The organism is Mesorhizobium sp. WSM4844 (assembly GCF_055811775.1).
On record NZ_JBVVQB010000012.1, the window covers coordinates 12,682 to 39,162 of the forward strand.

Genomic DNA, 26,481 nt, shown 5'->3' on the forward strand with positions numbered 1-26,481 from the left:
CGACCCTATTCCGGTCTAATGGCGATCGATCGCTTTTCTGGTCTCCTCTCCGGTGCGATCCGCCGCCATATCGGCCTCGATCTCAGCGTTCTCCTGGCGCGTCTGGAGGACGTGCCACCCGATCCAGAAGACGAGGCCGACGATCACCATCACCACTTCAGAACCCTGGAAAGGGTAGATCGCGCCGATGTCCTTGAGGTCCACGGCCCAGCTTTCCATTCCATTGGTCGACATTGCGGTTCTCCCTGTCGTTTGACTAGTTGTCGGTTGACTATTTGATCATGGCCTTTTCGGCGGTTCCCAGTTCGCGGACCGACGCCTCGAACGCATGGTTGAGGGCAAAGTCGACGCCCTCGAGTTCGACCTTCTTCGGTACGCGCAGGAGGTTCATGCTGTTGAGGATCTTGCAGACGACGAAGGTGGGGACGAAGCCGAGCGCGAACATCAGCACCGCGCCGGCGAAATTGCCGAGCGGGTTGATGTGCGCGAAGCCTTCATAGGGCGAGGACGGCTGTCCCCACAGCATGAATCCCGCCACCACGACGCCGAGGAAGCCGCCATAGCCGTGCACCGCAACGGCGCCGACCGCATCGTCGATCTTGAAGCGGCGCTCGACGAAATAGTGCAGCTTGTAGCAGATGCTCGGGACGATCGCGCCGATCAGCATCGCCTGGATCGGGTGATAGAGGTCATTGCCGGCAGACGCCGAGATGATGCCGCAAAGCCCCATCGAGAACGTCCAGAACGGGTCGCCTTTCGAGACGATGTAGCCGGCCAGCATACCGCCCGATAGCGACATCAGGAAATTGAAGGTGATCGCCGAGAGCGTCGTCGGCGCGAGATAGATATTGGTCGCCGTCCAGGTCTCGCCGGTGATCTGGCCGGCAATCGTGGCCGGGCTGATCAGCGGAATGTTGCACGCGGCATAGAAGCCCCAGAAGCCGGTGAAGATCAGGAACAGGCCGATCGTGATCAGCCAGACATTGTGGGGCGGGATGTCGCGCGCCGTGCCGTCGGGCCTGAACTTGCCGATGCGCGGGCCCAGCACGATGAGAAAGGCGAGCGCCGCTCCGCCGGCGATCGCGTGCACGACCCCCGATGCATAGGCATCATGATAGCCCCACAGCTTCACCATCCAGCCTTGCGGATGCCAGCCCCAGGACGCGTCGAGGATCCACAGGACCGAGCCGATCAGCACCGCGACGATCCAGAACGCGCCAGAGCGCGCGCGCTCTATGATCGAGCCCGAGATGATCGACGCCGTCGTGATGGAAAACAGCAGGAAGGCGCCCCAGAACACGCCGTTGAGGCGATGCCACAGCGCGGCGTCGGTCGGCGTGACCCCCGTCTCGCCGGGATTGACGCCGGAGAGATGGGTGCCCATCAGCGGATTCCATGGTTCGGCGAAAGGTGCGGTGACAAGTCCGCCGGCGATGCCCGGCCCGTTGGGGAAGCCGAAATAGATCCACCAGCCGAAAAAATAGAAGGTGATCGTGACGAGCGGAATCGCCATCGCGTTTTTCATCAGCGTTTTCAGATGATTGCGCCGGCGCGACACGCCGACCTCGTACATGCAGAACCCGACATGGATCAGGAACATCATGACGATGGTCACCCAGTAATAGAACTCCGTGAAAATGGTCGTTAGAGCGTTGAGATTCCCTTCCATTGCATGTCCCCTCCGTTCAGTTGCGTTCCTTGCCTCTCAGTAAAACTTTTTGCATCTTAGTATTGCGCGCTTTTGGAGTTTTGAGTCAATATGGCGCGGACCGTCGCATGGCCTCAGTGCCCTTGAGCGGCGGACGCCGGCAATCTTGTGAGGAGAAGCAAGTCCATGACCGCATCCTGGAGATTTTCGACCTTGGCGGATCGCCATCGTGCGCTCGGTTCGAAGCTCGAAGACTGGAGCGGGATGGGCACCGCCTGGACCTACGACAAGGACGCCGACGAGGAGTACATCGCCATCCGCACCAAGGCCGGGCTGATGGACGTGTCGGGCCTGAGAAAGGTCCACATCACCGGGCCGCATGCCTCGCACCTGATCGACCTCGCCACGACGCGCGACGTCGAGAAAATATATCCCGGCAAGTCGGCTTATGCCTGCATGCTCAACGAGGCCGGCAAGTTCACCGACGATTGCATCCTCTACCGCACCGGTCCGAATGCCTGGATGGTTGTGCATGGTTCGGGCACCGGCCATGAGGAGTTGCAGCGCGCCGCCATGGGCCGCGATGTCTCGCTGCGCTTTGACGACAATCTGCACGACCTTTCGCTGCAGGGACCGATATCAGTCGACTACCTGGCAAAGCATGTGCCTGGCATACGCGACCTCGCCTATTTCCATCACATGCAGACCCGGCTGTTCGGTTTTCCGGTGATGATCTCGCGCACCGGCTACACCGGCGAGCGCGGCTACGAGATCTTCTGCCGCGGCCAGGATGCCGGCACGATTTGGGACACCATCCTCGACGAGGGCAAGAGCGCCGGCATCATCCCGTGCCGGTTCACCACGCTCGACATGCTGCGTGTCGAGAGCTACCTGTTGTTCTACCCCTACGACAATTCGCAGAAATATCCGTTCGAGAACGAAGGCCCCGGCGACACGCTGTGGGAACTCGGCCTCGATTTTACCGTCAGCCCCGGCAAGACAGGGTTTCGCGGGGCCGAGGAGCACTACCGCCTCAAGGGCAAGGAACGCTTCAATATCTTCGGCGTGCTGCTCGAAGGCAAGGAGCCGGCCGACGAGGGCGCACCGGTCTATCGCGACGGCAAAAGGGTCGGCGTGGTGACCTGCGCCATGTATTCGCCGCTGGTCCAGAAATCGATGGGCATTGCCCGGCTCGATGTCGATTGTGCCGTCCAGGGCACCAGGCTCGAGATCCGCAACCAGAGCGGCGCCATCAGCGCAACGGCCGAGCCGCTTCCATTCGACGATCCGAAGAAGACCAAGCGCACGGCGAAAGGCTGAGGCATACTGAGAGGATGGCAGCGAAAAGCATCATCAGCCGGCCGGTCTACGGAACCCTGTCTCCGCAGCCCGGCAAGCACCATCTTTTCGTGGCCGATTCAGAAGGCGCGCTGGCGATAACAGACCTGGCCGCCAAGGCGCCCGACGGTTTTTTTGCCGATGCCCATATTATTTTCATCCCCGATAATGAGGGCCAGCATGTCGCCGCGCTCGAAGCGCTGAAGCCGGCCCAGCTCTATCAGGGATCGTCCTTCGCCAGCGCCCTGCCGCGGCTGAAGCAGACGCTGGCCAACGCGCATATGGGCCTGCGCCTCTATCTCGCGGGCACCGAGGGGCTGATCGGCCAGGCCATGCAGGCGGCGCTCGAAGCCGGCATCGACCACACGTCGATCCAGACCGAGCATCGCGGCTCGCTGGCGCGCCGCGTCCAATGCGTTCATTGCAAGGGCATCACCGAAAACGTGACGACGCAGCCGGCAACCTGCTCGCATTGTGGCCTGCTTCTTCTGGTACGCGATCACTATTCCAGGCGCCTCGCCGCATTCCAGGGCGTCTGCATCAACGCGGAAGACCGCAGCGAAATTCCTCCGGCGGAGGAGATCTTTCGATGAGCACCGGCACCACCAAGCTTGACGTCGTCGTGAGCGATGTCGTCCCGGTCAACGAACTGGTAACGCGCTTCCATTTCCGTCGGCGCGACGGGCAGCTTTTGCCGACATTCTCCGGCGGCGCCCATGTTGTGGTGGAGATGCGCGACGGCGAGCGGACCAGGCTCAATCCCTATTCGCTGATGGGCTCGCCGCTCGACACGCGCGAGTACACCATCTCGGTGCGCCGCGACGATGCCGGCCGCGGCGGCTCGCTGTTCATGCACAGCACTGTCAGGCCCGGCCATGAGATGGTGATCAGCTATCCGGTCAATCTGTTCTCGCTCGACCTGCGCGCCAGGAAGCATTTGATGCTGGCCGGCGGCATCGGCATCACGCCGTTCATGGCGCAGACCGCGCAGCTGGCGGCGGATGGCGGCAATTTCGAGTTGCATTACACCTGCCGCACCGCCTCGCTCGGCACCTATGCCGATGTGCTCAGGGAGCGCTACGACCGCCGGGTCAGGCTCTATCACGACGATCGCGACGAGCGCATCGAGCTCGACCGGCTGCTGTCGTCGCAGCCGCTCGGCACGCATCTCTACGTCTGCGGCCCGTCGGGCATGATCGGCTGGGTGCGCGATCGCGCCGCTGTGCTGGGCTGGCCGGCGGAAACCGTGCATTTCGAGCATTTTGCCGCCCCGCAGCCCGGTGCCCCGTTCGAGGTGACGCTGGCGGTCAGCGGCAAGACCATCCGCGTCGGCGAGCAGCAGAGCCTGCTCGAGGCGATCGAGGCGGCCGGCGTCGATCCGCCCTATCTCTGCCGCGGCGGCGTCTGCGGCCAGTGCGAGACCAATGTCATCGCGCATGACGGCAACTTCATCCACAACGACCACTGGCTGAGCGAGGAAGAGCACCGTTGCGGCAAGAAGATCATGCCTTGCGTTTCGCGCTTCGAGGGCAGGTCGCTGGTTCTGGAAAGATAGGAGGCGAGCCTGGGCATCACCTTTCGTAACGAAACGTTCCGTAACGACTTCACCTTCAGGAACAGCCCGGAGCACATCAGGCGGTTTCCGTTCCCGTTCCACGAGGACAGCTACATGTATGCGGTCAACATCGAGCCGCACGTCGTCGGGCCGAAGGGCAGCGTGCTCGAAAACCTGATCGACGTCGACGAGCACTATGTCGCCGAGATGCAGGACCGCGCGCTGGTGCTGGCGGAAGACCCGCTGCGCTGCCAGTCGCTGCCGCACATGACGCTGGCCGGCTGGGACCTGCTCGAACTTCTGATGGAACAGCAGGCGCTGGGCTATCCCGAGCATTTCACGCTGACGCGCGACGGCGACAAATGGCGCTGGATCAACCGGCCGCTCGGCATCGACGACAGCTTCACCTTCGGCGATGTCTCGACGCTGCCCTACGGGCCGATGGAATACATCACGCGGCAAAGCCAGGGCGATTTCTGCATCCTCGACCAGCGTGACGGCAATCTGTGGATGGATGCCGGCATGGTCACCACCCAGGCCGACTGGTCGCTGGATTTCGACATCGGCATGAACTTCTTCGAATGGCACGCGCCGGTGCCGCTGGCGCATGAGAAGGGGATTTTCACCCGGGCGCTAAAATTCCTCACCAACATCCAGCAGGGCAAGCCGGCGCGGCGGCTGAACTGGACGATGACCATCAATCCGCGCCTCGACACCAGTCCGGAAAATTATCATAAATGGGGTCCTGACCGGACGACGGTGACGCCCGAAAACGTCGGCGACAAGGTCCACCTGCGCGTTGAGCTGCAAAGCTTCTGGCGGCTGCCGCGCTCGAACGGCATCGTCTTCCCGATCCGCTGCTACCTGATCAAGATGGACGAGCTGGTGACGCAGCCGATATGGGCGCGGCGCCTGCATCGCGTCATTCGCGACCTGCCCGAAGAACTCGCCAATTACAAAGGCTTGTCGCGCTATCGCTCGACGCTGGTCGAGTGGCTGTCGAAGCTCGACGACGGCAGCCCGACGTCGCCCGGCTTCGGGCCGGATTAAGGAGGCTTGCACCGGCGCTTCCGATCACCTGAGAAGATTTTTGACCCCGCACCGATGATTTCAGACCGCCTGCGCTGTCCTTATCAATGGGCGTGCCTGGATGGTCCAACTGCCCGGATAGCAAGGTGGGTCCATGAGATTGTTACAAGGTCAGAATGTCGTCGTCGTTGGAGGAAGCCGTGGTGTCGGCCGCTCGATCGTAGAAGCCGCCCTCAGCGAGGGAGCGACGGTCCTCGCAGTCGCCCGCAGCGAACAGACCCTGGCGGAATTTGCCCGGGAGACTTCGGGCGTGAAGACGTTCGCGGTCGATGCAACTGTGGACATCGCTCCCGATCAGGTCTTCGCCGCGCTGGAACCGGACGTCTTGGTGATATGCGCAGGTGCTCTTGCCCCCTCCGCGCCCCTACATGAACAGAACTGGGAGGCGTTCTCCGCAAACTGGGAAACGGACGTCAAGGCGTCGTTTCTGTTTTGCAAGGCCGCGCTTCGGCGTCCGCTCAAACCGGGCGCCCGGGTTGTTCTGATCTCCAGCGGCGCGGCTCTGACCGGGGGGCCACCGAATTCCGGCGGCTATGCCGGCGCAAAACGCATGCAGATGTTCCTGGCCGGTCATAGCCAGAAGGAATCGGATCGGCGCGGCCTCGACCTGCGCTTCATGGCGCTTGCGCCTATGCGCATCATGCCAGGGACCGGCGTGGGCGACGCCGGCATCGAGAGCATTTCGGCCTATAGGGGCGTCCGGCCCATGGAGTTCATCGCGGGCATCCTCGACATGCAGACGCCGGCCGACGTCGGACGGGCGGTGGTGGCACTCGCCACCCAACAATCGCAAGGATATTCCTTCGCAGTGAGCGCGAGCGGACTTGCGCCGGCCGCCTGAGACGCGCGTAATGCAAACTCAAAATTGCCGGATCCGCATGACAGACTCGCAGGCACCTCTCAAGCCGGTACGTGAGCCGGGCCAGCCGATCCTCGATCGGCTGGCCTTCGAACAGTTCACGGCTGCCCATCGCCGGGAGCTCAAGCTCCATTGCTATCGCATGATGGGCTCGCTGCACGAGGCGGACGACCTTGTCCAGGACACGCTTCTGCGCGCCTGGCGCGCAAGATCGGAGTTCGATGGGCGGGGTTCGGTTCGCGGTTGGCTCTACACGATCGCGACCAACTCTTGCCTCAACGCGCTCAAGGCCAGGTCGAGGGCGAATCGCATTCTCCAGCAGCCCGAACGGCCGGCTTCCCACGGGATGGCCACAGGCGGCCCTGCAGCCGAGGTCACCTGGTTGGAGCCTTACCCGGACGCAGAGCTACCGGGCCGCGCTGATGGTGAGCCGGGTCCGGAAGCGCGCTACGAGACCCGCGAAGCCGTCCAACTCGCTTTCGTCGCCGCGATCCAGGATCTGCCGCCCAGGCAGCGCGCCGCTCTACTGCTTTCCGACGTGCTGGGCTGGTCGGCTGTCGAAACGGCGGGATTGCTGGGCGGGTCGACGGTTTCGATCAACAGCGCATTGCAGCGGGCCCGCATAACCCTTGCGGCGCGATATCCCCAAGGACGTCCCATCCATCGATCGAAGCCCAACCCCGACGAAGGCCTGCTGCTTGAACGTTACATGCGAGCCTGGGACGCCGCCAATCTCGACAGCCTGATCGAACTCCTGCGGGAGGACGCCACCTATCGCATGCCGCCCTGGCAGGAATGGTATCGTGGACGCGCGGCGATCCGCAGTTTCCTCGAGACCATCTGGGGCAATTTTTCGGGCTTCCGCACCGTAGCCATTGGAGCCAATGCCCAGCCAGCAGTCGGGGTCTATTCCCGCAGCCAGAATGACCCTGCCTGGCGAGCCCATTCGCTGCATGTGATCGAGCCCGCCGAGGGCGGTATCGCCGCTCTGACGATCTATGTGCCGCCGCTCGGCCCCAGCTTGTTTGCGGCCTTCGGCCTGCCGTCATCCTAAAGCGCATCGCATTTGACCGGCCCCATGCGACGCGCTTTAGGTTGTTGTTTCATGCATGTCGATATCGCAAAACCGCTGCACACTTTTGCGCGACATGCATTAGAGCAATTCCAAGAAAAGTGTGAAACGGTTTTCCCGGAAAAGCGCATAGCGCTTTCCCTAGGGAATTGCGCATAAACAAAGAGATAGAGCGGTTCGGAGTTTCCGTGAAACGATGAACCGCTCTAGTCTGGACCTGTAACATTCCATCCGGCCGCTTCGCGGCCACGGGCTCAATGAGGGGACTTCTCTTGCGTCCGAACCCTCTCACCCCGCGCTGCCCTGCGGATAGCAGATGATCGAGAGATAGCGCATCGGCAGGACTGTCAGCACCTCCGGCCCGTGCGGCGCGTCGGCGTCGAAGAACAGGCTGTCGCCGGGTTTCATCGGGTAGAGATTGCTGCCGTGCCGGTAAACGACCTCGCCTTCGAGCATGTAGAGGAACTCCATGCCTTCGTGCTGAAAAGTCGGAAACACATCGGAATCCTCGGTCAGCGTGATCAGATAGGGCTCGACGACGACGCCGCTGGTGTTGGAGCCGATATGGCCGAGCAGATTGTACTGGTGGCCGGCGCGCGTGCCGCGGCGCTCGACGTCGAGGCCTTCGCCAGCCCTGACGAAGACGGCGCTGCGCTCTTCCTCGAAGCGGCGGAAGAAGGCGGTGACCGGAACGCCGAGCGCCCGCGACAGCGCCTGCAAGGTGGTCAGCGACGGCGAGGTGATGCCGTTTTCGATCTTCGACAGCATGCCCAGCGAAATGTCGGTGGCAGCGGCAAGATCGGCAACAGTGATGCCGAGTTTCTTGCGAAACGCCCGCACCTCGCGGCCGATCGCGACCTCGAGGACCTTTTCGCGGGTGTCGCGAACGGCGTGCGGATCCTGGGTCAGTGGCGCCCGGATCGTTGCCACGTTTTTAGGCGATGGCTTGGCCTTGGCGGCGGCTGCCCCATTCCTGAAACTGGAAACTTTCTTCGCCATGTCGCCACCCCGTCTGTAGATTTATTTCACTCGGGGTGAACGTATTCGCTGCGGATACAGAGCGCAACAGCGACAGCAAGCCACTTTAGCACGAATGGCATGCTCTCCCGGGTTTTGGCAGTTGACCGTTTTGCCGAAAATCCGATCGGGTGAACCGAGGTTTCGGCAGAAGGCCTGTTGACAGCATCGAAGGGGCAATTACTGTCCTGTCAGTGAAATTTGTTTCGTTAGGGAAATGAGACCGGGAGGCTCGCAATGAAAAGTCGTGTTGCCGTCATCGGAGCCGGACCATCCGGCATGGCCCAGCTTCGAGCCTTCAAGTCGGCAGCCGACAACGGCGCGGAGATTCCGGAAATCGTCTGCTTCGAAAAGCAGTCCGACTGGGGCGGCCTGTGGAACTACACCTGGCGCACCGGCCTCGACGAGCATGGCGACCCGGTGCACGGCTCGATGTACCGCTATCTCTGGTCGAACGGGCCGAAGGAATGCCTCGAATTCGCCGACTACACGTTCGAGGAGCACTTTGGCCGGCCGATCGGCTCCTACCCACCGCGCGCCGTGCTGTGGGACTACATCAAGGGCCGCGTCGAAAAATCCGACGTGCGCCAATGGGTGCGCTTCAACAGCCCGGTGCGTATGGTGACGTTCTCCGACGCGACGAAAAAGTTCACCGTCACCGCGCATGACCGCAGCAACGACGTCACCTATTCGGAGGAGTTCGACAACGTCGTCGTCGCCTCGGGGCATTTCTCCGTGCCCAACGTCCCCTATTTCGAGGGTTTTTCGAGCTTCAACGGCCGCATCCTGCACAGCCATGATTTCCGCGACGCCATGGAATTCAGGGATAAGGACATCCTGATCATCGGCCGCTCCTATTCGGCCGAGGATATCGGCTCGCAATGCTACAAATACGGCGCCAGGTCGATCACCTCCAGCTATCGCTCGAAGCCGATGGGTTTCAAATGGCCTGACAACTGGCAGGAAGTGCCGCTGCTGCAGAAGGTCGTCGGCAAGACCGCGCATTTCAAGGACGGCAGCACCAGGGATGTCGACGCCATCATCCTGTGTACCGGCTACCTCCACTCCTTCCCGTTCCTGACCGAGGATCTGAAGCTCAAGACCGCCAACCGGATGTGGCCGGACGGGCTTTTTGAGGGCGTCGTCTGGGAGAAAAACCCGCAGCTGTCCTATATCGGCATGCAGGACCAGTTCTACACCTTCAACATGTTCGACGCGCAGGCCTGGTTCGCCCGAGACGTCATCATGGGCCGCCTGAAACTGCCCTCGGCCGAGGCGATGGCCGAACATGGCGCGAAATGGCGGGCGCGTGAGGAAACGCTGGAAGACGCCGAGCAGATGATCTGGTTCCAGGGCGACTACACCAGGGAGCTGATGGAGCAGACCGATTACCCGGGCTTCGACGTCGAGGCTGTCAATCAGACTTTTATGGAGTGGGAGCACCACAAGGTGGAGAACATCATGGGTTTCCGCGACCACGCCTACCGCTCGCTGATGACCGGCACGATGGCGCCGCTGCACCATACGCCCTGGCTGCAGGCGATGGACGATTCGATGGAATCCTATCTCGAGGTGAAAGGCGTCGCGGCGGAGTAGCGGCGTCCTCGCCACACAGCTTTGCGCGACATGCATCAGTTGCTGCGGGCCTCGCGCACCTCTTTCGTCGCCTCGATGATCCGGCCGAGCAGGGCATGGAGATCGTCGCGGTGGCCGCTGCGGCCGGCGGGGCCGTTTTCATCGGAAGTCATGACCACGGTCAACGCGCGCCCGGGCACGACATAGACCATCTGCCCGCCATAGCCCCAGCCGTAGAAGACCGTTTCGCCCGCGATCTGACGGATGAACCAACCATAGCCATAACCGTCACCGGTGAAACGCGAGGCGGTGCGTGGCTGCCAGGAGAGCTTGATCCAATCGGCCGGCACGAGCTGCCGTCCGCCGCGGCTCTTCCCGCCGCTGCGGTAGAGCTCGCCAAAGGCCAGCAGCGAGCGCGGGCTCATGGCCATCTGGTTGCCGCCGAGATAGATGCCCTGCGGGTCGCGGTCCCAGGCGGCGATGGAAAAGCCCTGCTGCGGCCCCAGCCATTCGCGCGCCAGTTCCAGCGTCGAGCGGCCGGTCCGCCGCGTCAGGATCGCCGAAAGCAGATGGGTCGAGCCGGTGGAATAGAGCATGGTGCCGCCCGGTTCGTCGTCGAAGGGCATGGCGAGCGCTGCCCGCACCCAGTTGTCGCTTGCCACCCAGCGCCCGTAGTTTGGGCCTGAGGTCCGACCGAGCCCTGCCTGCATGGAAAGCAGATGACCGATCGTCACCTGCTGGAGACGCGGATCCGCGTCGGCTGGCAGGTTGGCCTGAAGAAGCGGAGCGATCTTCTGGTCAGTGCCTTGCAGCACGCCCTTGTCGATGGCGATGCCGACGAGCGCCGAGATAATCGACTTGGAGGCGGATTTTATGTTGGCAGGACGTGCCGGAGAGTGGCCGCGATAGCCGCGCTCCGCCACCACCGCGCCCTCATGCGCGATGGCAACCGTGCGCAGCGGCGTCAGGCGATCGGCCTCGTCAAGTAGTGTTCCAAGCCGCTGCTCCAGGCCATCGGCAGCGTGAGCGGCGACGGAAAGGATGAGGAGAAAGGCGAGAATCACGGTGGGGCGCTTCAGCATGAAGCCAGCTTGGGACGCATTTTGGGCAAGACGAAGGTGGGGCGGCAGGCAAAGACGCCTGCCTAGATGGGGTTTCGATGGATGGTTTCGAAGACTTCGTGCTCGCGTCGGTGCGAGATTAGACAAACATTACCTCAAAATTTAGTCCGGTCATGGAGAGCGCGCCAATTGCCGCGCCGCTTCGTGAAAGAGGCCCATTGCCGCCAGTCTGATTGGTTAAGGGCGCCTGGGCTGACGACGCGATCTACGCGGTGTTATCCAATTGCCAGCCGTAGTTGCCGATCTTCGTTGAATGAGAGAATGCCGTCATGGCCCCTTCATTTGCTTATCGAGGAAGGCAAACGTGTCCTTCGCCGACTGTTCGGTCACCTCTGCGCTGTATTGATACACGATCTCCTGGCCATAGACGCCGCGCATGCGCTCCCTCGCGCTGCCCAACTCCCGATGATCCCAAACATGTGTCGCATGGTAGACGATGTGTTCGACCGGATCCCCCTGCGCCTTCCGTTCTTCGAGTAGCGTCTTGCAACCATTCATCGGCGGTCCGCCCTGCGTGTCCTGGTCGCCTATTTCAACCAGCAAAGGCACGACGATCTTTTCCGGAATGAAGTGCATGTCGACGGGATGCAACAATCCCGGCATCGGGAAGTTCGCGAAGAGACAAACCGGGTAAACCGACACGATAGCGCGAAATGGCTCGTTTCCATCCGGTCGCGACCGGCTCGATCCCGCGGCGGCGAGTCCTGTCATCGCACCTTGCGAAAAACCCATCAGAGCGACGCGAGCGGGATCGACGAAATGCTGCCGACGGAGGTGGTTTGCAGCATCGAACGCATCCTTCAGGAGCCGAGAAGCAGGGATGGCCAAGGGCCGGACACAGTTGTCGTCGACTCCGCGCGGAGCCAGCGGATCAATGACGAGCGCCGCGTACCCGTGCTCGACGGCACGCCGCGCCCAATCGAACGTGTTCGAGGTGTAGAGATGTCCATAGCAGGTGGGCATGATGACGAGCGCCGGAAAAGGGCCCGCGCCAACAGGCTTGAACATCATGCTTTCGCGTCCGGCCGCAAGGTCCCGCGTCTGGTCCGGAAGCGTCAAATCCGGACTGTCAAAAGGCAGGGCAAACTCATCGAACTGATCATCGGATCCAGCAGCATTTGCCGCCAGCACAACCGCGATTGCGGTAACAGCTAAGAATGGAAAAGACATTGTTCGGCCTTCCTAACTTCCGGTGCGATCACGCCGACGCTTGCGACCCTTTCATTTCTCCGGCAATCCTGCCTTGGCAAGGTCGGCGAGTTCGCGCGAATCTCGGTTATGCACTGGACGAGGCTATCGTCGGTCACTGCGATGTCGCCCACACCGTCTGCATCAACTCGTCTTTGGTGACGAGCGTGCCCGGCCTCAAGGCAAGTAGCCTCAGAACCTCAGCTGCTTGTGGACGCAACGTCACCGTATGCCCGGCTTGATCAGTCACCGACCCGCACTGGAGATCGACCGTGCGGCCGTCCAGGCGAAGCAACGTCGGTGCCGAGCTGTGCATCGGAACTTTCCCCCTCGAGCGGACGCCCCAGGGTTTTCTCCCGTCGCCAATCTATACCGAAGTCTGCCCTAATTCCAGCATTCGGCAAATCGCCCAAGTCTTCCGTTAGCCCGCAAGATTTCGTCCGGTTTCGTCTGGCGATCGTGTCGATCTCGTTACGACTGGCGCCATCGGGTTCACGCTCTTCTTCGCCCCGGCCGTTCCGGGGACATTGTTCAGGAATGGAGAAGATGATGATCGAACTCGTAATCGCCGCCTGTCTTGCGACGGGTGAATGCAAGGAAACAAAACTGACTTACGACGCCCGCGACGTGTCGCTGATGACTTGCCTAGTCGCCTGGTCAGTCGGAAATCGCCCGCTGGCATCAGCAACATCCGTCCTGGCAGGTGAGGCGCTGGCATTGCGGCGTCGCCAGGCAGCTAGGGGAGGCGATTTGAGGATCCGTTAAGTGCGGCAATGCGGACGGAGGTGCCGACCGCGCCGGGCGGCGTTCCTCATCGCCACTGGCACCAGACGTGGCGTAGAGCGCTTCCGTGGTTGTACGGCAGAGTCGAATCTTTCAGCCGGCTTGGTTGCGCCACTTCTGAACCCTCAGTGGAGCCTTTCGGAAGGTCTCGCATCCGAGCCTGCCCCGAGCTGAATGTCCGCTCACTTACATCTCACACTGGCAGCTGCCTGTCCGCTATCGGCCCCAGAGCTGACATTTTTGCGATCAGCTTGCCAAGGACAGCTTCTGGAAGCCGACGTTTCGCGGCGCGCGCCCCCTCTATCTCTGGCTATCCCAGCCTTGCCCGCGCCTTGGCCGTCCAGGCGTTGAACAGCCGGTCGGCGACGATGCCGATGAAGGCGATGGCGAGGCCCGCGACGATGCCGCGGCCGGAATCGGCCTTGGACAGCGCGATGAACACCTCCTGGCCGAGATCGCGGGTGCCGACCATGGCGCAGATGATGATCATCGCCAGCGCCATCAGGATCGTCTGGTTGACGCCGAGCATGATCTCAGGCAGCGCCAGCGGCAGCTGCACGCGCAGGAACGTCTGGCGCCTGGTGCAGCCCGACACCTTTGCCGCCTCGATCAGCGCCGGCGGCACCTGGCGGAGGCCGTGATTGGTGTAGCGGATGGCCGGCACCACGGCGAAGGCGACAGTCGCAATCATCGCCGTCACGTCGCCGACGCGAAATAGCATCACCACCGGAATGATGAAGCAGAACGACGGCAGCACCTGCAGCGTGTCGATGATCGGAGTGACGATCTTCTCGACACGGTCGCTGCGCGATGCCATCAGCCCGATCGGAATGCCGATCAGGCAGGCGATGAAGGCCGAGATGCCGCACAGGTAGACCGTCGCCATGGTCTTTTCCCAGAGGCCGGTCACCGCGCAAAAGACGGTCAGCGCCGCGACCAGGGCGGCGAGGCGCAGGCCGCCGAGCTGGTAGCCGGCAAGGCCGAGCAGGAACACCGCGCCCAGCCACGGGAAGCCCTCGCAAAAGGCGCGCACCGGGTTCAGCACATTGAGGATCAGCGCCACGCGGAACGCTTCGATCGTGTCGAAGAAGTTGATCGTGATCCAGCTCACCGCTGTCTTCCACAGCGGCGCGGTGGTGAAGGTGATCGCCTTCGGCACCGCAGCGAAGGCCGGAACGAACAGGCCAAGCAGTGTCGTGACGGCAAGGATGGCGACGGCCAGCGTCAGATTGGGGTAGCGCCGCCAGAAGCTCGGGCTGACCTCCTGATAGACATGGCCCTTCGCGTGATTGCGCGCGATCGCCTGGCTCAGCCGGTCGAGCGCGATGGCCAGCGCCACGATGGCAAGGCCGGCTTCCATCGCCTCGCCGACCTTCAGCGCGCGCAGCGCCAAAAGCACATCGTAGCCGAGGCCGCCGGCGCCGATCATCGAAGCGATGATCACCATGTTGAGCGCCAGCATGATGACCTGGTTGACACCGACCATCAATGTCGGACGCGCCGAAGGCAGCAGCACGCGCCACAGTTTCTGGCGCGCCGTGCAGCCGGCCATCTCGCTGAAATCGTCGATCTCGGACGGCACCCGCGACAGCCCCAGCATCGTCGCGCGCACCATCGGCGGCGTCGCGAAAATGGCCGTCGCGATCATCGCCGAAACCGGACTGTTGCCGAACAGAAGAAGCATCGGGATCAGATAGGCGAAGGTCGGGATGGTCTGCATCAGGTCGAGGGCAGGGGAGATCAGCAGCCTCTCCGCCCATGGCTTGCGCCACGCCCAGATGCCGACGAACAATCCGGTGACGATGCAGAACGGCACGGCGATAGAGATCAGCCCGAGCGTCAGCATGGCGCTGGTCCACTGGCCGAACAGCGCGATGTAGAGGAAACAGCCGCCGACCAGCGCGCCGAGCTTCCAGCCACCGGCGGCACGCCCGGCCAGGAATGCGGCGACGCAGACGCCGACCCAGGACAGGCGCGGCAAGACGAGCATGTCGGCGCCATGGCCGATCTTGAAATTCTTGGCGAGCAGACCGAGCGCAAAATCGAGCGGCACGCCGAGCGCCGCGGTGATCGACCGCGTCAGCCAGGAAAAGTTCGACTTCATCAGGCTCATCAGCGCGCTGACCCAGTCGGCGACCGGAATGATTGCGCCGGCCGGATAATTGACCGCCCAGGGCAGCCTGTCCTGCAGCAGGAACACGGCAAGCACGGCAGCAAGGGCGCAGGCCCAGACCACCAGCCAGAGCTGAACCGGCCGCGATCTCGCCTCGCTGGCGCTTGCCGTCACCGTCATGCGTTGGCCCCGGAACGCTCGATGCCGGCCAGAAGATCGATCACCGCTTGCGGCGTGACTTCGCCGATCGGCTTGCCGGTGCCGTTGACGACGGCGAACGGCTTGCCGGCCGAAACGATATCAGCCGAAAAACTCGATATCTTGGCATCCGGCGCGACCACGCCGCCATGCTCGGCGCCAGCGCAGGCGCGCATCAGGCTTCGCGCCGAGATCACCTTGGCGCGGTCGACGTCGCGAGTGAACTCGGCGACATAGTCGGTCGCCGGGTTGACCACCAGCTGTTCCGGGGTGCCGATCTGGATGACCTCGCCGTCCTTCATGATGGCGATGCGGTCGGCCAGCCGGATGGCCTCGTCGAAATCATGGGTGATGAAGACGATGGTCTTGTGCAGCATGGTCTGCAGCCGCATCAATTCGTCCTGCATCTCGCGGCGGATCAGCGGATCGAGCGCCGAAAACGGCTCGTCGAGAAACCAGATTTCCGGCTTGGTGGCGAGGCTGCGGGCGATGCCGACACGCTGCTGCTGGCCGCCGGAAAGCTCACGCGGATAGAAATGCTCGCGGCCGCGCAGGCCGACAAGCTCGATCACTTCGCGCGCGCGCTTCTCGCGCGTCGGCCGGTCCTGCCCTTGGATGCCCAGTGGAAAGGCGATGTTCTCCAGCACATTCAGATGCGGCAGCAGGGCGAAATTCTGGAACACCATGCCCATGCGGTGGCGCCGCAGCTCGATCAGCGCGGCATCGGAGATTTTGAGGAGATCCTTGCCCTCGAACTCGACCTTGCCATGCGTCGGCTCGACCAGCCGCGACATGCAGCGCACCAGCGTCGACTTCCCCGAGCCCGAAAGCCCCATGATGATGAAGATCTCGCCCTGGCGGATTTCGAGGTCGACGGCGCGCACCGCGCCGACCAGCCCGGCCGCGGCGACCTCCGCCATGCTGGCCTTGCCGTCGCGCTGGCGGATGAAATTGGCCGCGTTCGCGCCGAACAGCTTCCAGACATTGCGGCAGGCGAGCTTTATCGGGCGGGCATCCTTCGGCGTGCCTGCCGCTTGCAGCACCTGTTCAGTCGTGTCGGCCATGCAGTCGTCCTTCTGGAATATGGGATAGAGACCCGGCCATGAATGACCGGGTCTCGCAGTTTCCAGTTGGAACGATCACTCGGCCGCCCAGGCTTTCCAGTCGGCTTCGTGGGCGGCGATCCAGGCGGCGGCGACGTCTTCGGGCGTCTTGCCTTCGAGATCGATCTGGCCGCTCATCTTGTTGAGCTCGTCGGTGTCGATCGTGTAGTTCTTCGCGACCTTGTAGGCGACCGGCCATTTGTCCTTCATGCCCGCCCAGGAATATTTCCAGATCTCGCCATGAGGCTTGCCGCAGTCATATTTTGCCTCGGGGTTCACGCCCCATTTCGGGTCGTTGTAGCATTCCGGCGTATAGTCGGGGAATTCGACCCATTCGCCCTTGTATTTGGCCGGCGCCCAATGCGGCGAATAGACCCACAGCATGATCGGCGCCTTGCGCTGATAGGCCGAATCCAACTCGGCGAACATCGCCGCATCGGTGCCGGCATGGATGACAGTGAAGGGCAGCTTCAGCGCCGCGGCACGCTCGTCGTCAAAACCTTCCCATGTCACCGGGCCGCCGAGATAGCGGCCGTTCGGCGCCGTTTCGGCGGTCGAGAAGGCCTCGGCGCATTTCGGGTCCTTCAGCGCCTCCCAGTTCGGCAGGCCCGGGCATTTCTCCTTCATGTATTCGGGATACCACCATTCCTCCTTGGCCTTGGGCCCGAGCGGGCCGAGGCGTTCGGTCTGCCCGGTCGCATCCGAGGCCTTCATGGCTTCGCCGGCCGTCGTGTCCCAGAATTCCATGGCGACAGCCAGATCGCCATTGGTAAGGCCGGTGGTCAGGCTGGAGAGATAATCGGCGGTCGGATACTCGACCGTGTATCCCAGCTTTTCAAGAATGCCGCCGAGGATCTTTGCGTTCAGATTGACGCTGGTCCAGTCGAACAGCGCGATCTTGATAGGGTCGTTCGATTCTGGCGCCGCCGCTTGGGCCGAAGGCGTCAGTGCACTTGCCGCGGCAAGTGTTAAGGCTCCCATTGATAATCTCGAAATCAAACTCCGAAGTGACATGCCTGTGCTCCTGTCAAGCTCTGGTGGAAGTTATCGTTCGTTCCCTTCTTGCGTCTTTTTGATTGTGTTGGAAAAGCTGGTCGTTGCGCAAGTCCATTGGCAGCAAATTGCTGTCGGCACTGAAGTCGGCGCAGACGGGAATGATGCCCAATTCGATGAAGAGGTCGTGCGACCGCGTCATGGCTGCCGTGCTGCCGAAGCAGTGATCCGCAGATCGATCGCCGCTCTTGCGGCGCCCTCAAGCTTGCGAGCCATCAAGGTCCCATGCTGTCGGCTCTCGGCAGTCGCCGAAGCCATTTTCATGAGATGAAATTATATATACCAACATTCATGTCGCGCAATGGCTAATGCGCCTCTTCCTTCTCCCCTTGTGGGAGAAGGTGGCCTCGCGAAGCGAGGTCGGATGAGGGGTGCTCCAGCTTGGCACTAACAGCACTCCGGCCAACACCCCTCATCCGTCTCGGCGCTGCGCGCCGATCCACCTTCTCCCACAAGGGGAGAAGGCAAGAAGCGGTGGCGCCTCACGACATGATCAGGCCGCCATCGACATTGATCGTCTGGCCGGTGATGTAGGCGGCGTCGTTGCTGGCCAGAAAGCTGACCAGGCCGGAAACATCCTCGCCGCTGCCGGCGCGGCCCATCGGGATGTTCTTCACCCATTCTGCCATCAACTCGCCGGGCTTGTAGTCGCCCATCAGTCTGCCCCATGCGGCGTCGTTGTAGGCCCACATGTCGGTGTCGATGATGCCGGGGCAGATCGCGTTGACGGTGATCTTCTCCTTGGCCACTTCCTTGGCGAGGCTCTGGGTGATGCCGACGACGCCGAATTTCGAGGCGGCATAATGCGGTGTGTAGATGAAGCCCTGGCGCGCCTGGCCGGATGCGGTGTTGATCAGCCGGCCGCCGTCGCCATGCTTGCGGATGCGCGCGATCGCCTCCTGGCAGCACAGGAACACGCCCTTGGTGTTGACCGCCATCACCTTGTCCCATTCGGCCTCGGTCATCGCCTCGATCCTGGCGATAGTGATGACGCCGGCATTCTGCACGGAGATGTCGACGCGGCCGAACTGCTGTTCGGCCAGATCGTAGAGGGCGGCGACCTCGTCCTTCCTGGTCACGTCCATACGCAGCGATGCGACCTTGGCCCCCTCCGCCTTCAGTCCGGCGGCGACCTCGTCGACGCGCGGGTCGATGGCGCTGACGACGACAGCAGCACCCTCAGCCGCGAAGCGCCTGGCCATGGCCGCGCCAATGCCGCCGCTGGCGCCGGTGATGACCGCCGTCTTTCCCTCGAACCGCTTCTGCATGTTCTCTCCTACCAGCAGACGAAGCCGCCATCGACGATCAGGTCGATGCCGGTTACGAAACTCGAGGCGCGGCTGGCCAGGAACACGGTCGGGCCGACCATCTCTTCCGGCGCCGCCATGCGCCCCATCGGCGTGTCGCGCTCGAAGATCCTGACCTGGTCGGCGACCTCCGGCCGCTTGTTCATCGGCGTCAGCGTGTAGCCGGGGCTGACGACGTTGACGCGCAGGCCGCGATCGGCCCATTCCATGGCGAGACTCCTCGACATGTGGATGACGGCGGCCTTCGACGAATTATAGTGCGCCTGGGTCAGGCCGCGATTGACGATCGAGCCCGACATCGAGGCGATATTGATGATCGAGCCCTTGCGCCGCGTCAGCATTACGCGCGCTTCGGCCTGGCAGGACAGGAACACGCCGCTGACATTGACGTCGTAGAGCTTCTGCCATTTCTCCAGCGACAGCGTCTCGGCCGGCTCGGCCCCGGCGACGCCGGCATTGTTGACGGCGATGGTCAGCGCGCCGAGTTCCTTCTCCGTGCGTTCGGTCGCCGCTGCCAAATCGGCCTCTGAGGTCACTGTGCCGGTCAGCACCAGTGCCTTGCGGCCGAGCGCCGAGATCCTGTGCGCGGTCTCGTCCAGCCCGCCCTTCGAGGCATGGCCGAAACAGGCGATATCCGCACCGGCCTCGGCCAGACCGATGGCGATCGCCTGCCCGATGCCGCTACCGGCGCCGGTGACGAGAGCAACGTCGCCATGAAGATCGAATAGTTTCATCGAAATGTTTTCCTGTTGAGCCGCCGGCGCTGCCCTGGGGAGGAAGGGGCGCCAGTCCTGACTGGCGCCCCGCGCGGTCCGGTGCCTGGGAGGATACCACCTGCTGCGCTCTATTCCGATCCTTTATGTCGCCCTCAGCTTGTGGCGAGCTCCATGACGGCGACGTTGCTTGCTTCGCTGCGGTCGAGAATGCCACGCTGGCGGCCACGGCTCAGCACCAGCACGCGATGCGACAGGCCGAGCACTTCCTCGAGGTCGGAGCTCACCACCACCACCGCCATGCCGGAGCGGGCAAGTTCTGCGATGACATCGTAGATCGCGGCGCGGGCGCCGACGTCGATGCCGCGTGTCGGCTCGTCCAGGATGAACACCTTGGGCGGCCGTGAGATCCATTTGGCGATGATCACCTTCTGCTGGTTGCCGCCGGAAAGCTTGCTGATCGCCTGGTTAGGCCGGCCCTTGACGCCGAGCCGGCCGATGCCGGCCTCGGCGAATTTCTGCACCGCCTTGGGGAACACCCAGCCATTCGGCGCGACATGGTCGAAATTGCCGATCGCCAGATTCTCGCCGATGGTCTGGTCGAGCACCACGCCTTGCGCCTTGCGGTCTTCCGGCACCAGCACGACGCCGGCCTTGATCGCCGCCGCCGGGCCAGTGAGGTGCACCGGTTTGCCGGCGATACGCACCGACCCCGAGGAAATCGGATCGGCGCCGGCAATCGCCCGCACCAGCTCGGTGCGGCCGGCGCCGATCAGCCCGGCGATGCCAAGGATTTCGCCGGCCCTTACCGAAAAGCTGACATTCTGAAAACTGCGTTCCGGCGAGGACAGGTTGTCGACCTCGAGCAACGCCTCGCTGCCCGGCTCCGACAGCGGCGGGAACATCCGCTCGACGCTGCGGCCTACCATCTGCTCGACTATCGTGCGCACCGGAACGTCGGCGCGCTCGTGGCGGGCGACAATGCGCCCGTCGCGCATCACCACGACGCGGTCGGCGATCGCAGCGACCTCGTCCAGCCGGTGGCTGATATAGATGAAGGACATGCCTTCCGCCTTGAGCTTGCGGATTTGCTTGAACAACAGCTCCGTTTCCTCGCTGCCAAGTGCCGCTGTCGGTTCGTCGAAGATCAGAAGCTCGGCATTGAGCGTCAGCGCCTTGGCGATCTCGACCTGCTGCTGGGCGGCGATGCGCAGCGTGCCCACCTTGCGTTCCGGCGAGACATCGAGGCCGAGCCGCTTCAGTTGGGCCGATGCCCGCGCATTCATAGCCGCGCGGTCGATGCGGCCACCGCGCATCAGCAGGCGCCCGACATAGACGTTCTCGGCGACCGACAGGTCCGGCAGCAGCTTCAGTTCCTGGTGGATCATGCCGACGCCGGCGTCGATGGCCGCGGCGGGAGAGGCGGGGGAAAACGGCTTCCCCCGCCATGTGATGCTGCCGGCATCGGGTTTGGTCGACCCGGCGATGATGTTCGAAACGGTGGACTTGCCGGCGCCATTTTCTCCAAGCAGCGCCACGACCTCTCCCGGCCGCACCTCGAAGCTCGCATCGGCCAGGACCTGCACCGGCCCGTAGCTCTTGCAGAGGCCGCTGACGAAGAGCCCCAGATGCGGGGTCTGCGTATGGCTGGGATCCAAGGACATCGTTCCGCTCATCAACTACCGGACTCTTTTGGGATCAGGGATGCTTAGCGATGAACTGGTCGACATTGTCCTTGGTGGTCAGCGTCGCATCCTGCAGCTGTTCTGCGGGAACGGTTTCGCCGGCCACCAGCTTGATCGCCGCATCGACGGCAAGCCGGCCCATGCCTTGCGTCTGCTGTGTCGCAGTCACGTCGAAGACGCCGCCTTTCAGTGCCTTGAGCGCCGCCACGTCGCCGTCGAAACCGGCGATCCAGACCTTGTGGCCGGGATTGGCGACCTTGACCGCCTGCGCCGCACCGAGCGCCAGCGCATCGGCCTGGCCGATGACGATCGACACGTCGGGATGCGACTGCAGCAGGTCCTGCGTCAGCTTGAAGCCCTCGTCCTGGTGCCAGCCTTCGCTCCACAGCTCGCCGACCACCTTGATGTCGGGATAGGCGCTCAGCGCTTCGCCGCAGCCCTTCGACCGGTCGACCTCGGGCGTCGTGCCTTTCTGGCCATGGATGATGATCAACTCGCCCTTGCCGCCGGCCTGCTTGGCGATGTAGTCGCAAACCGCCTTGGCCGATGCGACGCTGTTGGTGGCGATGAAGGTGTCGCCGGGTGCGCCCTCGGCGTTGCGGTCGACATTGATGACCGGGATGCCGGCGGCTTTGGCAGTCTTGGTCGGCACGGTGGCGGCGGTGGCGCCGGCCGGGATGTAGATCAGCGCATCGATGTTTTGCGTGATCAGGTCCTGCACCTGGCTGACCTGGGTCGCCGAATCGCCCTTGGCGTCGACGGTGACGATCTCGATGCCCTTTTCCTTGCCATAGGCCTCGACGGACTGCTTGATCTGGTTGAAGAAATCGGCCTGCAGGTTGGCGACTGCGAGACCAAGCTTCTTGGCCTCCTTGGCCGAGGCCATCTCGGACAGTCCGAGCAGCGGAATGACGGCTGCGGCAGCAAGCAGCAATGAACGTTTGGTCAGCATGTGTTTCCTCCGTTGATGTTCAATCTGTCCTGCCGGCGCATCACGGCGCCCCTTGGCCGAACAACTCCCAGTTTCGGATCACCGATCCGTGTTCGCCCGGACATCCGGGTGAATTCTTTAATGCGCCCCACTCTTCATTGCGCGCCAGTCTTCATTGAGCTCTGCGCCGCCATGTATCCGTGGCCACCGCCAGCGCGATCACCACGCCGATCACCACCTGCTGGATGAAGGGCGACACGCCGAGCAGGTTCAGCCCGTTGCGCAGCACGCCGATGATGAGCACGCCGATGGCGGTGCCGCCGATCGAGCCGACGCCGCCCGACAGGCTGGCGCCGCCGATCACCACCGCCGCGATCGTGTCCAGCTCGTAGCCGAAGCCGGAACTCGGCTGGACGGAATCAAGCCGTGCCGCAAGCACGATGCCGGCGAGCCCCGCCAGAACGCCGCAGACGGCGTAGACCCAGTTGGTCAGCGACTTGACCGGTATGCCGGACAGCCTGGCGACCTCGGCGCTGCCGCCGATCGCGTAGAGGCTGCGGCCGGTCGCGCGATAGTTCAGGAAGATCGCGAAGATGATGGCCAGAACGATCATCAAGCCGACGGTGACCGACAGGAAGCCGAAATGGCGGATGATCGACAGGCTGGTGAACCAGTCGGGGAAGCCGATGATCTGCGAGCCGTCGGTGATCATGTTGGCGAGACCGCGGGCCACCGACATCATCGCCAGCGTGGCGATGAAGGGCGGCAGTCTGGTGACGGTCACGAGCAGGCCTGAAACCAGCCCGCAAAGCCCAGCAACGACAAGCGCTGTGACGATGCCGGCAGGCATGCCGAGATTGAGGTGGTCGGGATGGGCGACGAAGCCCATCACCATGGCGGCGAGCGCCAGCACGGAACCGACGGACAGGTCGATGCCACCGATCAGGATGACCAGCGTCATGCCGATCGCCATGATGCCGAGCACGGTGACCTGGTCGAGCACGTTGAGGATGTTGCGGACAGTCAGAAACGTGTCGGTGGTCAGCGACAGCGCAAGGCACAGCAGCACCAGCCCGATTAGCGGTCCCATGGTTCCGGCGAACAGGGCCGAAAGCTTCGCGCCCGCCGCGGCCTGTGCATTTGGGCCGGCCTTCAACTCGCTTGCACCGTTGCTCACAGCCATTTTGTCTCCTCCATCAGCGCTCCGGCGATGCGTCGTCGGCTCACTCTTGTTCACTAGGCACCTCCCTGTGAACAATTTATCTTTGATATGCAATTTTGTTCAGCTAAACTGTTCGTCGGAAAATTGTCAAGGCCCGCCGCATCATTCCACGCCGGTTTGCGCCGCCAGCCGGTTTGCCGTACGAAAGGGCATGAAATGCCGCGTTTTCAGGTCCGGTCTCATCCTGCGGATTCATGTCGGCTGCTAGAGCAGGGCAGGACGGCCAAGACGAAGTAAATGTTGACCATTTTGGCTTTCACTCACGTTGTAGAGGTATCCTGTCGATGTCCTGAATCTCGAATCCCGGGCACGCAGAACGATTTCGCGTCGCTTGGTCGGATAACGCCATTTGAATGGCATTTAAGGATTCGGACGACCGCGGGAGGGCAAAAAGATGGCGATGACAGAGAATGACAAGGCCTCGCGCTTCCCGGATGCCGAGCTGAAGGCGCGTGCCGCGTGGCACTATTATATCGAGGGTCTGACGCAGGAGAGGATTTCGGAGATCCTCGGCATCGGCCGCATCAAGGTGCATCGCATCCTGTCCGCCGCGCGTGAGGAGGGCGTCGTCCAATTCCGTATCCGTGACAGCGTCGTCGAATGCTTGGTGCTGGAAGAGGCTCTGAAGCAGCGTTTTGGGCTCAGCCAGGCCGTTGTGGTGCCGTCGGCCGCCGACCGAAGCAACGCGCCGCTGATGATCGGCCATGCCGCGGGCGCCTATCTGGCCGACAATGTGAATGCCGGCGATGTCATCGCGCTGGGCTGGGGGCGCACGCTGAAGTTCGCCATCAATGAATTGCCGCGGCGGCCGATCGCCAGGACGACGGTGGTTTCCATGCTGGGCGGCCTCACCCATGCCCAGCCGCTCAACCCGACCGAAAGCGCCTGGGAATTCGCCGAAAAGATCGGCGCCGAGTGCTTTCTGCTGCCGGTGCCGGTCTATGCCGACAGGCCGGAGCAGCGCGAAGCCTTCATGAGCCAGCGCAGCGTTCAGGACGTCGTCTTTCGCGCGCGCCGGGCAAACATCGCCGTGCTCAGCGTCGGATCGTTTTCCACTGACAGCCCGATCGCCAATTACGGCTTCATCAAGCCCAGCGAACTCGAAGAGCTTCAGGCGGCCGGCGCAGTTGGCGATATTTTATGCCATTTCATCGACGCCGACGGCCGGCTCGTCGACCATGAGGTCAACCGCCGGGTCTGCGCCTATCCGCTGCAGGACCTGTCGGACATCCCGGCCATCATCCTGGTCTCGGGAGGGCAGGAAAAAATCGCCATCATGCGGGCGGCGCTTGCCAACACGAGGATATCGGTTCTGATCACCGACGAGGACGCCGCCAAGGGCCTGCTCAACCGCTAAACCTGCCCGACCTCACCAAGCCGCACATGGATGTCGCGCGTCGCAGAATAGAGGTCGCGGTAGATTGCCTTGCGCGCACGGTAACCGGAGACCAGCCCGTTGACGGGGTCGACATGCCTGGTCGGCGGCGCGGCCATCGCCTCAGCCGCCGTTTCAGGCGAGGCAAACCATCCGATAGCGGAAGCCGCCAGCATGGCGGCGCCAAGCGCTGCAGCTTCGTTGACCGGCGAGACGGAGAGCGGCCGCTCGAGCACGCTTGCCATGATCCGCATCAGCAGGGCGCAGTTGGTGCCGCCGCCGGCGGCGATCATCGCCGCCGGTTTGCCGCCGGTCAGAGTTTCCGCCGCCTGCGTTTGCGCCGCTTGGGTTTCCGCCGCCCGAGTTTCCGCTGCTTGCGTTTCCATTGCCTCGCTGGCGATGGCCTGCTCGAAGGCGATGCCTTCCAGAGCCGCTCGAAAAAGGTGCTTCGGCTCATGGTCGAGCGACAGGCCGACAATGGCGCCGCGCGCCGCGCCGTCCCAATAGGGACTCATCACACCGGCCCAATACGGCATGACGAGCAGGCCCTCGCTGCCGGCGGCAACGTCGACTGCTGCTTTCTCCAGCGCTGCAGCCGACGGCGAGCCGGTGGTGCGAACGATCCAGTCGACCAGTTGCATGCCCGAGCGCAGCACGGTCTCCAGCATGAAGCCCGAGCCGGTCGGCGAGACCAGCGTTCGAAACGCGTCCGACGTCGTGATCCCATGGGAGTAACAGCCGCTGACGATGCCCGAGCCGAGCGAAAGATAGTTTTTGCCTTCGCCATAGACGCCCATGCCGAGGCCCATCGCCTGGCCGTCGCCGGCGCCGGCGACAACAGGCGTGCCAGCCTTCAACCCGATCAGCCGGGCCACGCTTTCGCCAAGCCCGCCACAGATCGCGCCGGGCGCGACCAGTCGCGGCAACTGGTCCGGGCGCAGTCCTGTGGCCGCGACGAGCTCAGGACGCCAAGTGCCATTCTTGACGTCGAGCAGCCCGAGCGGATCCGCACTTGCCGTGCTGGTGACCAGACTTCCGGTCAGCCGGTGGACGAAGAAGCCGTGCACGTCGACGAGTGCGGCCGCGTCATCAAGCGTTTGCGGCTGGTGCTCGGCAAGCCAGGCGATCGCATAGAGCGCGGGCGTCGGGTCCGGCGGTTTGCCGCTCCAGTCGCGGATCGTCTCGCGGCCGAGCTCCGCCGAAAGCCTGATGACTTGCGGGCGCGCCCGCTCGTCCAGCCACAGGATCGCCGGAATAAGCGGCTTGCCGGCATGATCAATCAGCGTGAATGTCTCGCGCTGGTGGGCGATGGCGATCGCCGCCACCCGGGCAGCGCCAACCGCCTCAGCGACCTGCTTCAAGGCGCCGAGCAGCGCGGTCCACCAATGTTCGGCATCCTGCTCGAAATGGCCGGGCCTGGGATTTGAAAGCGGATAGGCTTCGCGCGCCTGGAACAGCTCCTTGCCGTCGCGCGTGAAGGCAATCGCTTTCACGGCCGTGGTCGAGGCGTCGATCCCGATTACGACATCGTCCATC

General features: G+C 63.1%; 25 protein-coding genes. 10 read left to right on the forward strand and 15 right to left on the reverse strand.

Features of this window, described 5'->3' with window-relative positions:
* Nucleotides 1-15: 15 nt before the first annotated feature.
* Nucleotides 16-234 carry a hypothetical protein gene (locus AC0L2A_RS12300; protein ID WP_473609027.1) on the reverse strand — a complete coding sequence of 73 codons (219 nt, stop codon included), beginning with the start codon at nt 232-234 and terminating at the stop codon, nt 16-18.
* Nucleotides 235-271: 37 nt separating this feature from the next.
* Nucleotides 272-1,669, reverse strand: a complete 1,398-nt coding sequence (locus tag AC0L2A_RS12305; RefSeq protein WP_473609029.1) for an ammonium transporter — start codon at nt 1,667-1,669, stop codon at nt 272-274.
* A 165-nt stretch (nt 1,670-1,834) separates the two neighbouring features.
* Here AC0L2A_RS12305 and AC0L2A_RS12310 point away from each other — a divergent pair, with 165 nt between their 5' ends.
* From AC0L2A_RS12310 to AC0L2A_RS12335, 6 genes are all read left to right on the forward strand, one after another.
* Complete coding sequence (locus AC0L2A_RS12310) at nt 1,835-2,968, forward strand: aminomethyl transferase family protein (RefSeq protein ID WP_473609030.1); 1,134 nt, start codon at nt 1,835-1,837, stop codon at nt 2,966-2,968.
* 14 nt (nt 2,969-2,982) lie between these two features.
* Nucleotides 2,983-3,579: a dimethylamine monooxygenase subunit DmmA family protein gene (locus AC0L2A_RS12315; protein WP_473609031.1), complete on the forward strand. Its 597-nt coding sequence runs from the start codon at nt 2,983-2,985 to the stop codon at nt 3,577-3,579.
* On the forward strand, nt 3,576-4,541 hold the full coding sequence (locus AC0L2A_RS12320) for a PDR/VanB family oxidoreductase (protein ID WP_473609033.1): 966 nt from the start codon (nt 3,576-3,578) through the stop codon (nt 4,539-4,541). The genes AC0L2A_RS12315 and AC0L2A_RS12320 overlap by 4 nt, the downstream gene beginning before the upstream one ends.
* 9 nt (nt 4,542-4,550) lie before the next feature.
* Nucleotides 4,551-5,591: a heme-dependent oxidative N-demethylase family protein gene (locus AC0L2A_RS12325; protein WP_473609143.1), complete on the forward strand. Its 1,041-nt coding sequence runs from the start codon at nt 4,551-4,553 to the stop codon at nt 5,589-5,591.
* 133 nt (nt 5,592-5,724) lie between these two features.
* Entirely contained in the window at nt 5,725-6,471 is a 747-nt protein-coding gene (locus AC0L2A_RS12330; RefSeq protein WP_128171962.1) for an SDR family oxidoreductase, read from the forward strand.
* Nucleotides 6,472-6,508: 37 nt separating this feature from the next.
* Nucleotides 6,509-7,543, forward strand: a complete 1,035-nt coding sequence (locus AC0L2A_RS12335; protein ID WP_473609034.1) for an RNA polymerase subunit sigma-70 — start codon at nt 6,509-6,511, stop codon at nt 7,541-7,543.
* Nucleotides 7,544-7,849: 306 nt separating this feature from the next.
* Here the strand turns inward: AC0L2A_RS12335 and AC0L2A_RS12340 are convergent, their stop codons facing one another.
* Nucleotides 7,850-8,560 (reverse strand): helix-turn-helix domain-containing protein, encoded by a 711-nt coding sequence (locus AC0L2A_RS12340; protein WP_473609035.1) that lies wholly within the window; start codon nt 8,558-8,560, stop codon nt 7,850-7,852.
* A gap of 255 nt (nt 8,561-8,815) precedes the next feature.
* Here AC0L2A_RS12340 and AC0L2A_RS12345 point away from each other — a divergent pair, with 255 nt between their 5' ends.
* The gene (locus tag AC0L2A_RS12345) at nt 8,816-10,174 is read left to right on the forward strand and encodes an NAD(P)-binding domain-containing protein (RefSeq protein ID WP_473609037.1); all 1,359 of its coding nucleotides are present in this window, start codon (nt 8,816-8,818) and stop codon (nt 10,172-10,174) included.
* Nucleotides 10,175-10,209: 35 nt separating this feature from the next.
* Here the strand turns inward: AC0L2A_RS12345 and AC0L2A_RS12350 are convergent, their stop codons facing one another.
* The 3 genes from AC0L2A_RS12350 to AC0L2A_RS12360 all read right to left on the reverse strand — a co-directional run bounded on the left by AC0L2A_RS12350 (nt 10,210) and on the right by AC0L2A_RS12360 (nt 12,778).
* The gene (locus AC0L2A_RS12350; RefSeq protein ID WP_473609038.1) at nt 10,210-11,235 is read right to left on the reverse strand and encodes a serine hydrolase domain-containing protein; all 1,026 of its coding nucleotides are present in this window, start codon (nt 11,233-11,235) and stop codon (nt 10,210-10,212) included.
* 306 nt (nt 11,236-11,541) lie between these two features.
* The gene (locus AC0L2A_RS12355) at nt 11,542-12,444 is read right to left on the reverse strand and encodes a dienelactone hydrolase family protein (RefSeq protein WP_473609039.1); all 903 of its coding nucleotides are present in this window, start codon (nt 12,442-12,444) and stop codon (nt 11,542-11,544) included.
* A gap of 133 nt (nt 12,445-12,577) precedes the next feature.
* Entirely contained in the window at nt 12,578-12,778 is a 201-nt protein-coding gene (locus tag AC0L2A_RS12360) for a winged helix-turn-helix domain-containing protein (RefSeq protein WP_473609041.1), read from the reverse strand.
* A 230-nt stretch (nt 12,779-13,008) separates the two neighbouring features.
* On the opposite strand from AC0L2A_RS12360, the gene AC0L2A_RS12365 reads away from it, so the two are divergent.
* A complete protein-coding gene (locus tag AC0L2A_RS12365; RefSeq protein ID WP_473609042.1) occupies nt 13,009-13,227 on the forward strand; it encodes a hypothetical protein in 219 nt (72 codons plus the stop codon).
* 328 nt (nt 13,228-13,555) lie between these two features.
* On the opposite strand, the gene AC0L2A_RS12370 is transcribed toward AC0L2A_RS12365, so the two are convergent.
* The 3 genes from AC0L2A_RS12370 to AC0L2A_RS12380 form a co-directional block, all read right to left on the reverse strand.
* Nucleotides 13,556-15,538: an ABC transporter permease gene (locus AC0L2A_RS12370; RefSeq protein ID WP_473609043.1), complete on the reverse strand. Its 1,983-nt coding sequence runs from the start codon at nt 15,536-15,538 to the stop codon at nt 13,556-13,558.
* Nucleotides 15,535-16,620, reverse strand: a complete 1,086-nt coding sequence (locus AC0L2A_RS12375) for a quaternary amine ABC transporter ATP-binding protein (RefSeq protein ID WP_287363213.1) — start codon at nt 16,618-16,620, stop codon at nt 15,535-15,537. The genes AC0L2A_RS12370 and AC0L2A_RS12375 overlap by 4 nt, the downstream gene beginning before the upstream one ends.
* A 75-nt stretch (nt 16,621-16,695) precedes the next feature.
* Nucleotides 16,696-17,673 carry an ABC transporter substrate-binding protein gene (locus AC0L2A_RS12380; RefSeq protein ID WP_473609045.1) on the reverse strand — a complete coding sequence of 326 codons (978 nt, stop codon included), beginning with the start codon at nt 17,671-17,673 and terminating at the stop codon, nt 16,696-16,698.
* Nucleotides 17,674-17,756: 83 nt separating this feature from the next.
* Between AC0L2A_RS12380 and AC0L2A_RS12385 the strand changes: the two genes are divergently transcribed.
* On the forward strand, nt 17,757-17,879 hold the full coding sequence (locus AC0L2A_RS12385; RefSeq protein WP_268931792.1) for a hypothetical protein: 123 nt from the start codon (nt 17,757-17,759) through the stop codon (nt 17,877-17,879).
* Between the two features lie 315 nt (nt 17,880-18,194).
* Here the strand turns inward: AC0L2A_RS12385 and AC0L2A_RS12390 are convergent, their stop codons facing one another.
* The 5 genes from AC0L2A_RS12390 to AC0L2A_RS12410 all read right to left on the reverse strand — a co-directional run bounded on the left by AC0L2A_RS12390 (nt 18,195) and on the right by AC0L2A_RS12410 (nt 23,531).
* On the reverse strand, nt 18,195-18,980 hold the full coding sequence (locus tag AC0L2A_RS12390) for an SDR family oxidoreductase (RefSeq protein WP_236369998.1): 786 nt from the start codon (nt 18,978-18,980) through the stop codon (nt 18,195-18,197).
* 8 nt (nt 18,981-18,988) lie between these two features.
* Complete coding sequence (locus tag AC0L2A_RS12395; protein WP_473584486.1) at nt 18,989-19,753, reverse strand: SDR family oxidoreductase; 765 nt, start codon at nt 19,751-19,753, stop codon at nt 18,989-18,991.
* Between the two features lie 134 nt (nt 19,754-19,887).
* Nucleotides 19,888-21,396, reverse strand: a complete 1,509-nt coding sequence (locus AC0L2A_RS12400) for a sugar ABC transporter ATP-binding protein (RefSeq protein WP_473609046.1) — start codon at nt 21,394-21,396, stop codon at nt 19,888-19,890.
* A gap of 34 nt (nt 21,397-21,430) precedes the next feature.
* Nucleotides 21,431-22,369 carry a sugar ABC transporter substrate-binding protein gene (locus AC0L2A_RS12405; protein WP_023799461.1) on the reverse strand — a complete coding sequence of 313 codons (939 nt, stop codon included), beginning with the start codon at nt 22,367-22,369 and terminating at the stop codon, nt 21,431-21,433.
* Nucleotides 22,370-22,520: 151 nt separating this feature from the next.
* Nucleotides 22,521-23,531, reverse strand: a complete 1,011-nt coding sequence (locus AC0L2A_RS12410) for an ABC transporter permease (RefSeq protein ID WP_128171973.1) — start codon at nt 23,529-23,531, stop codon at nt 22,521-22,523.
* A gap of 433 nt (nt 23,532-23,964) precedes the next feature.
* Here AC0L2A_RS12410 and AC0L2A_RS12415 point away from each other — a divergent pair, with 433 nt between their 5' ends.
* Complete coding sequence (locus AC0L2A_RS12415; RefSeq protein WP_128171974.1) at nt 23,965-24,927, forward strand: sugar-binding transcriptional regulator; 963 nt, start codon at nt 23,965-23,967, stop codon at nt 24,925-24,927.
* Here AC0L2A_RS12415 and AC0L2A_RS12420 read toward each other — a convergent pair.
* A complete protein-coding gene (locus tag AC0L2A_RS12420) occupies nt 24,924-26,480 on the reverse strand; it encodes a xylulokinase (protein WP_473609048.1) in 1,557 nt (518 codons plus the stop codon). The two genes, AC0L2A_RS12415 and AC0L2A_RS12420, sit on opposite strands and share 4 nt — an antisense overlap.
* Nucleotide 26,481 lies beyond the last annotated feature (1 nt).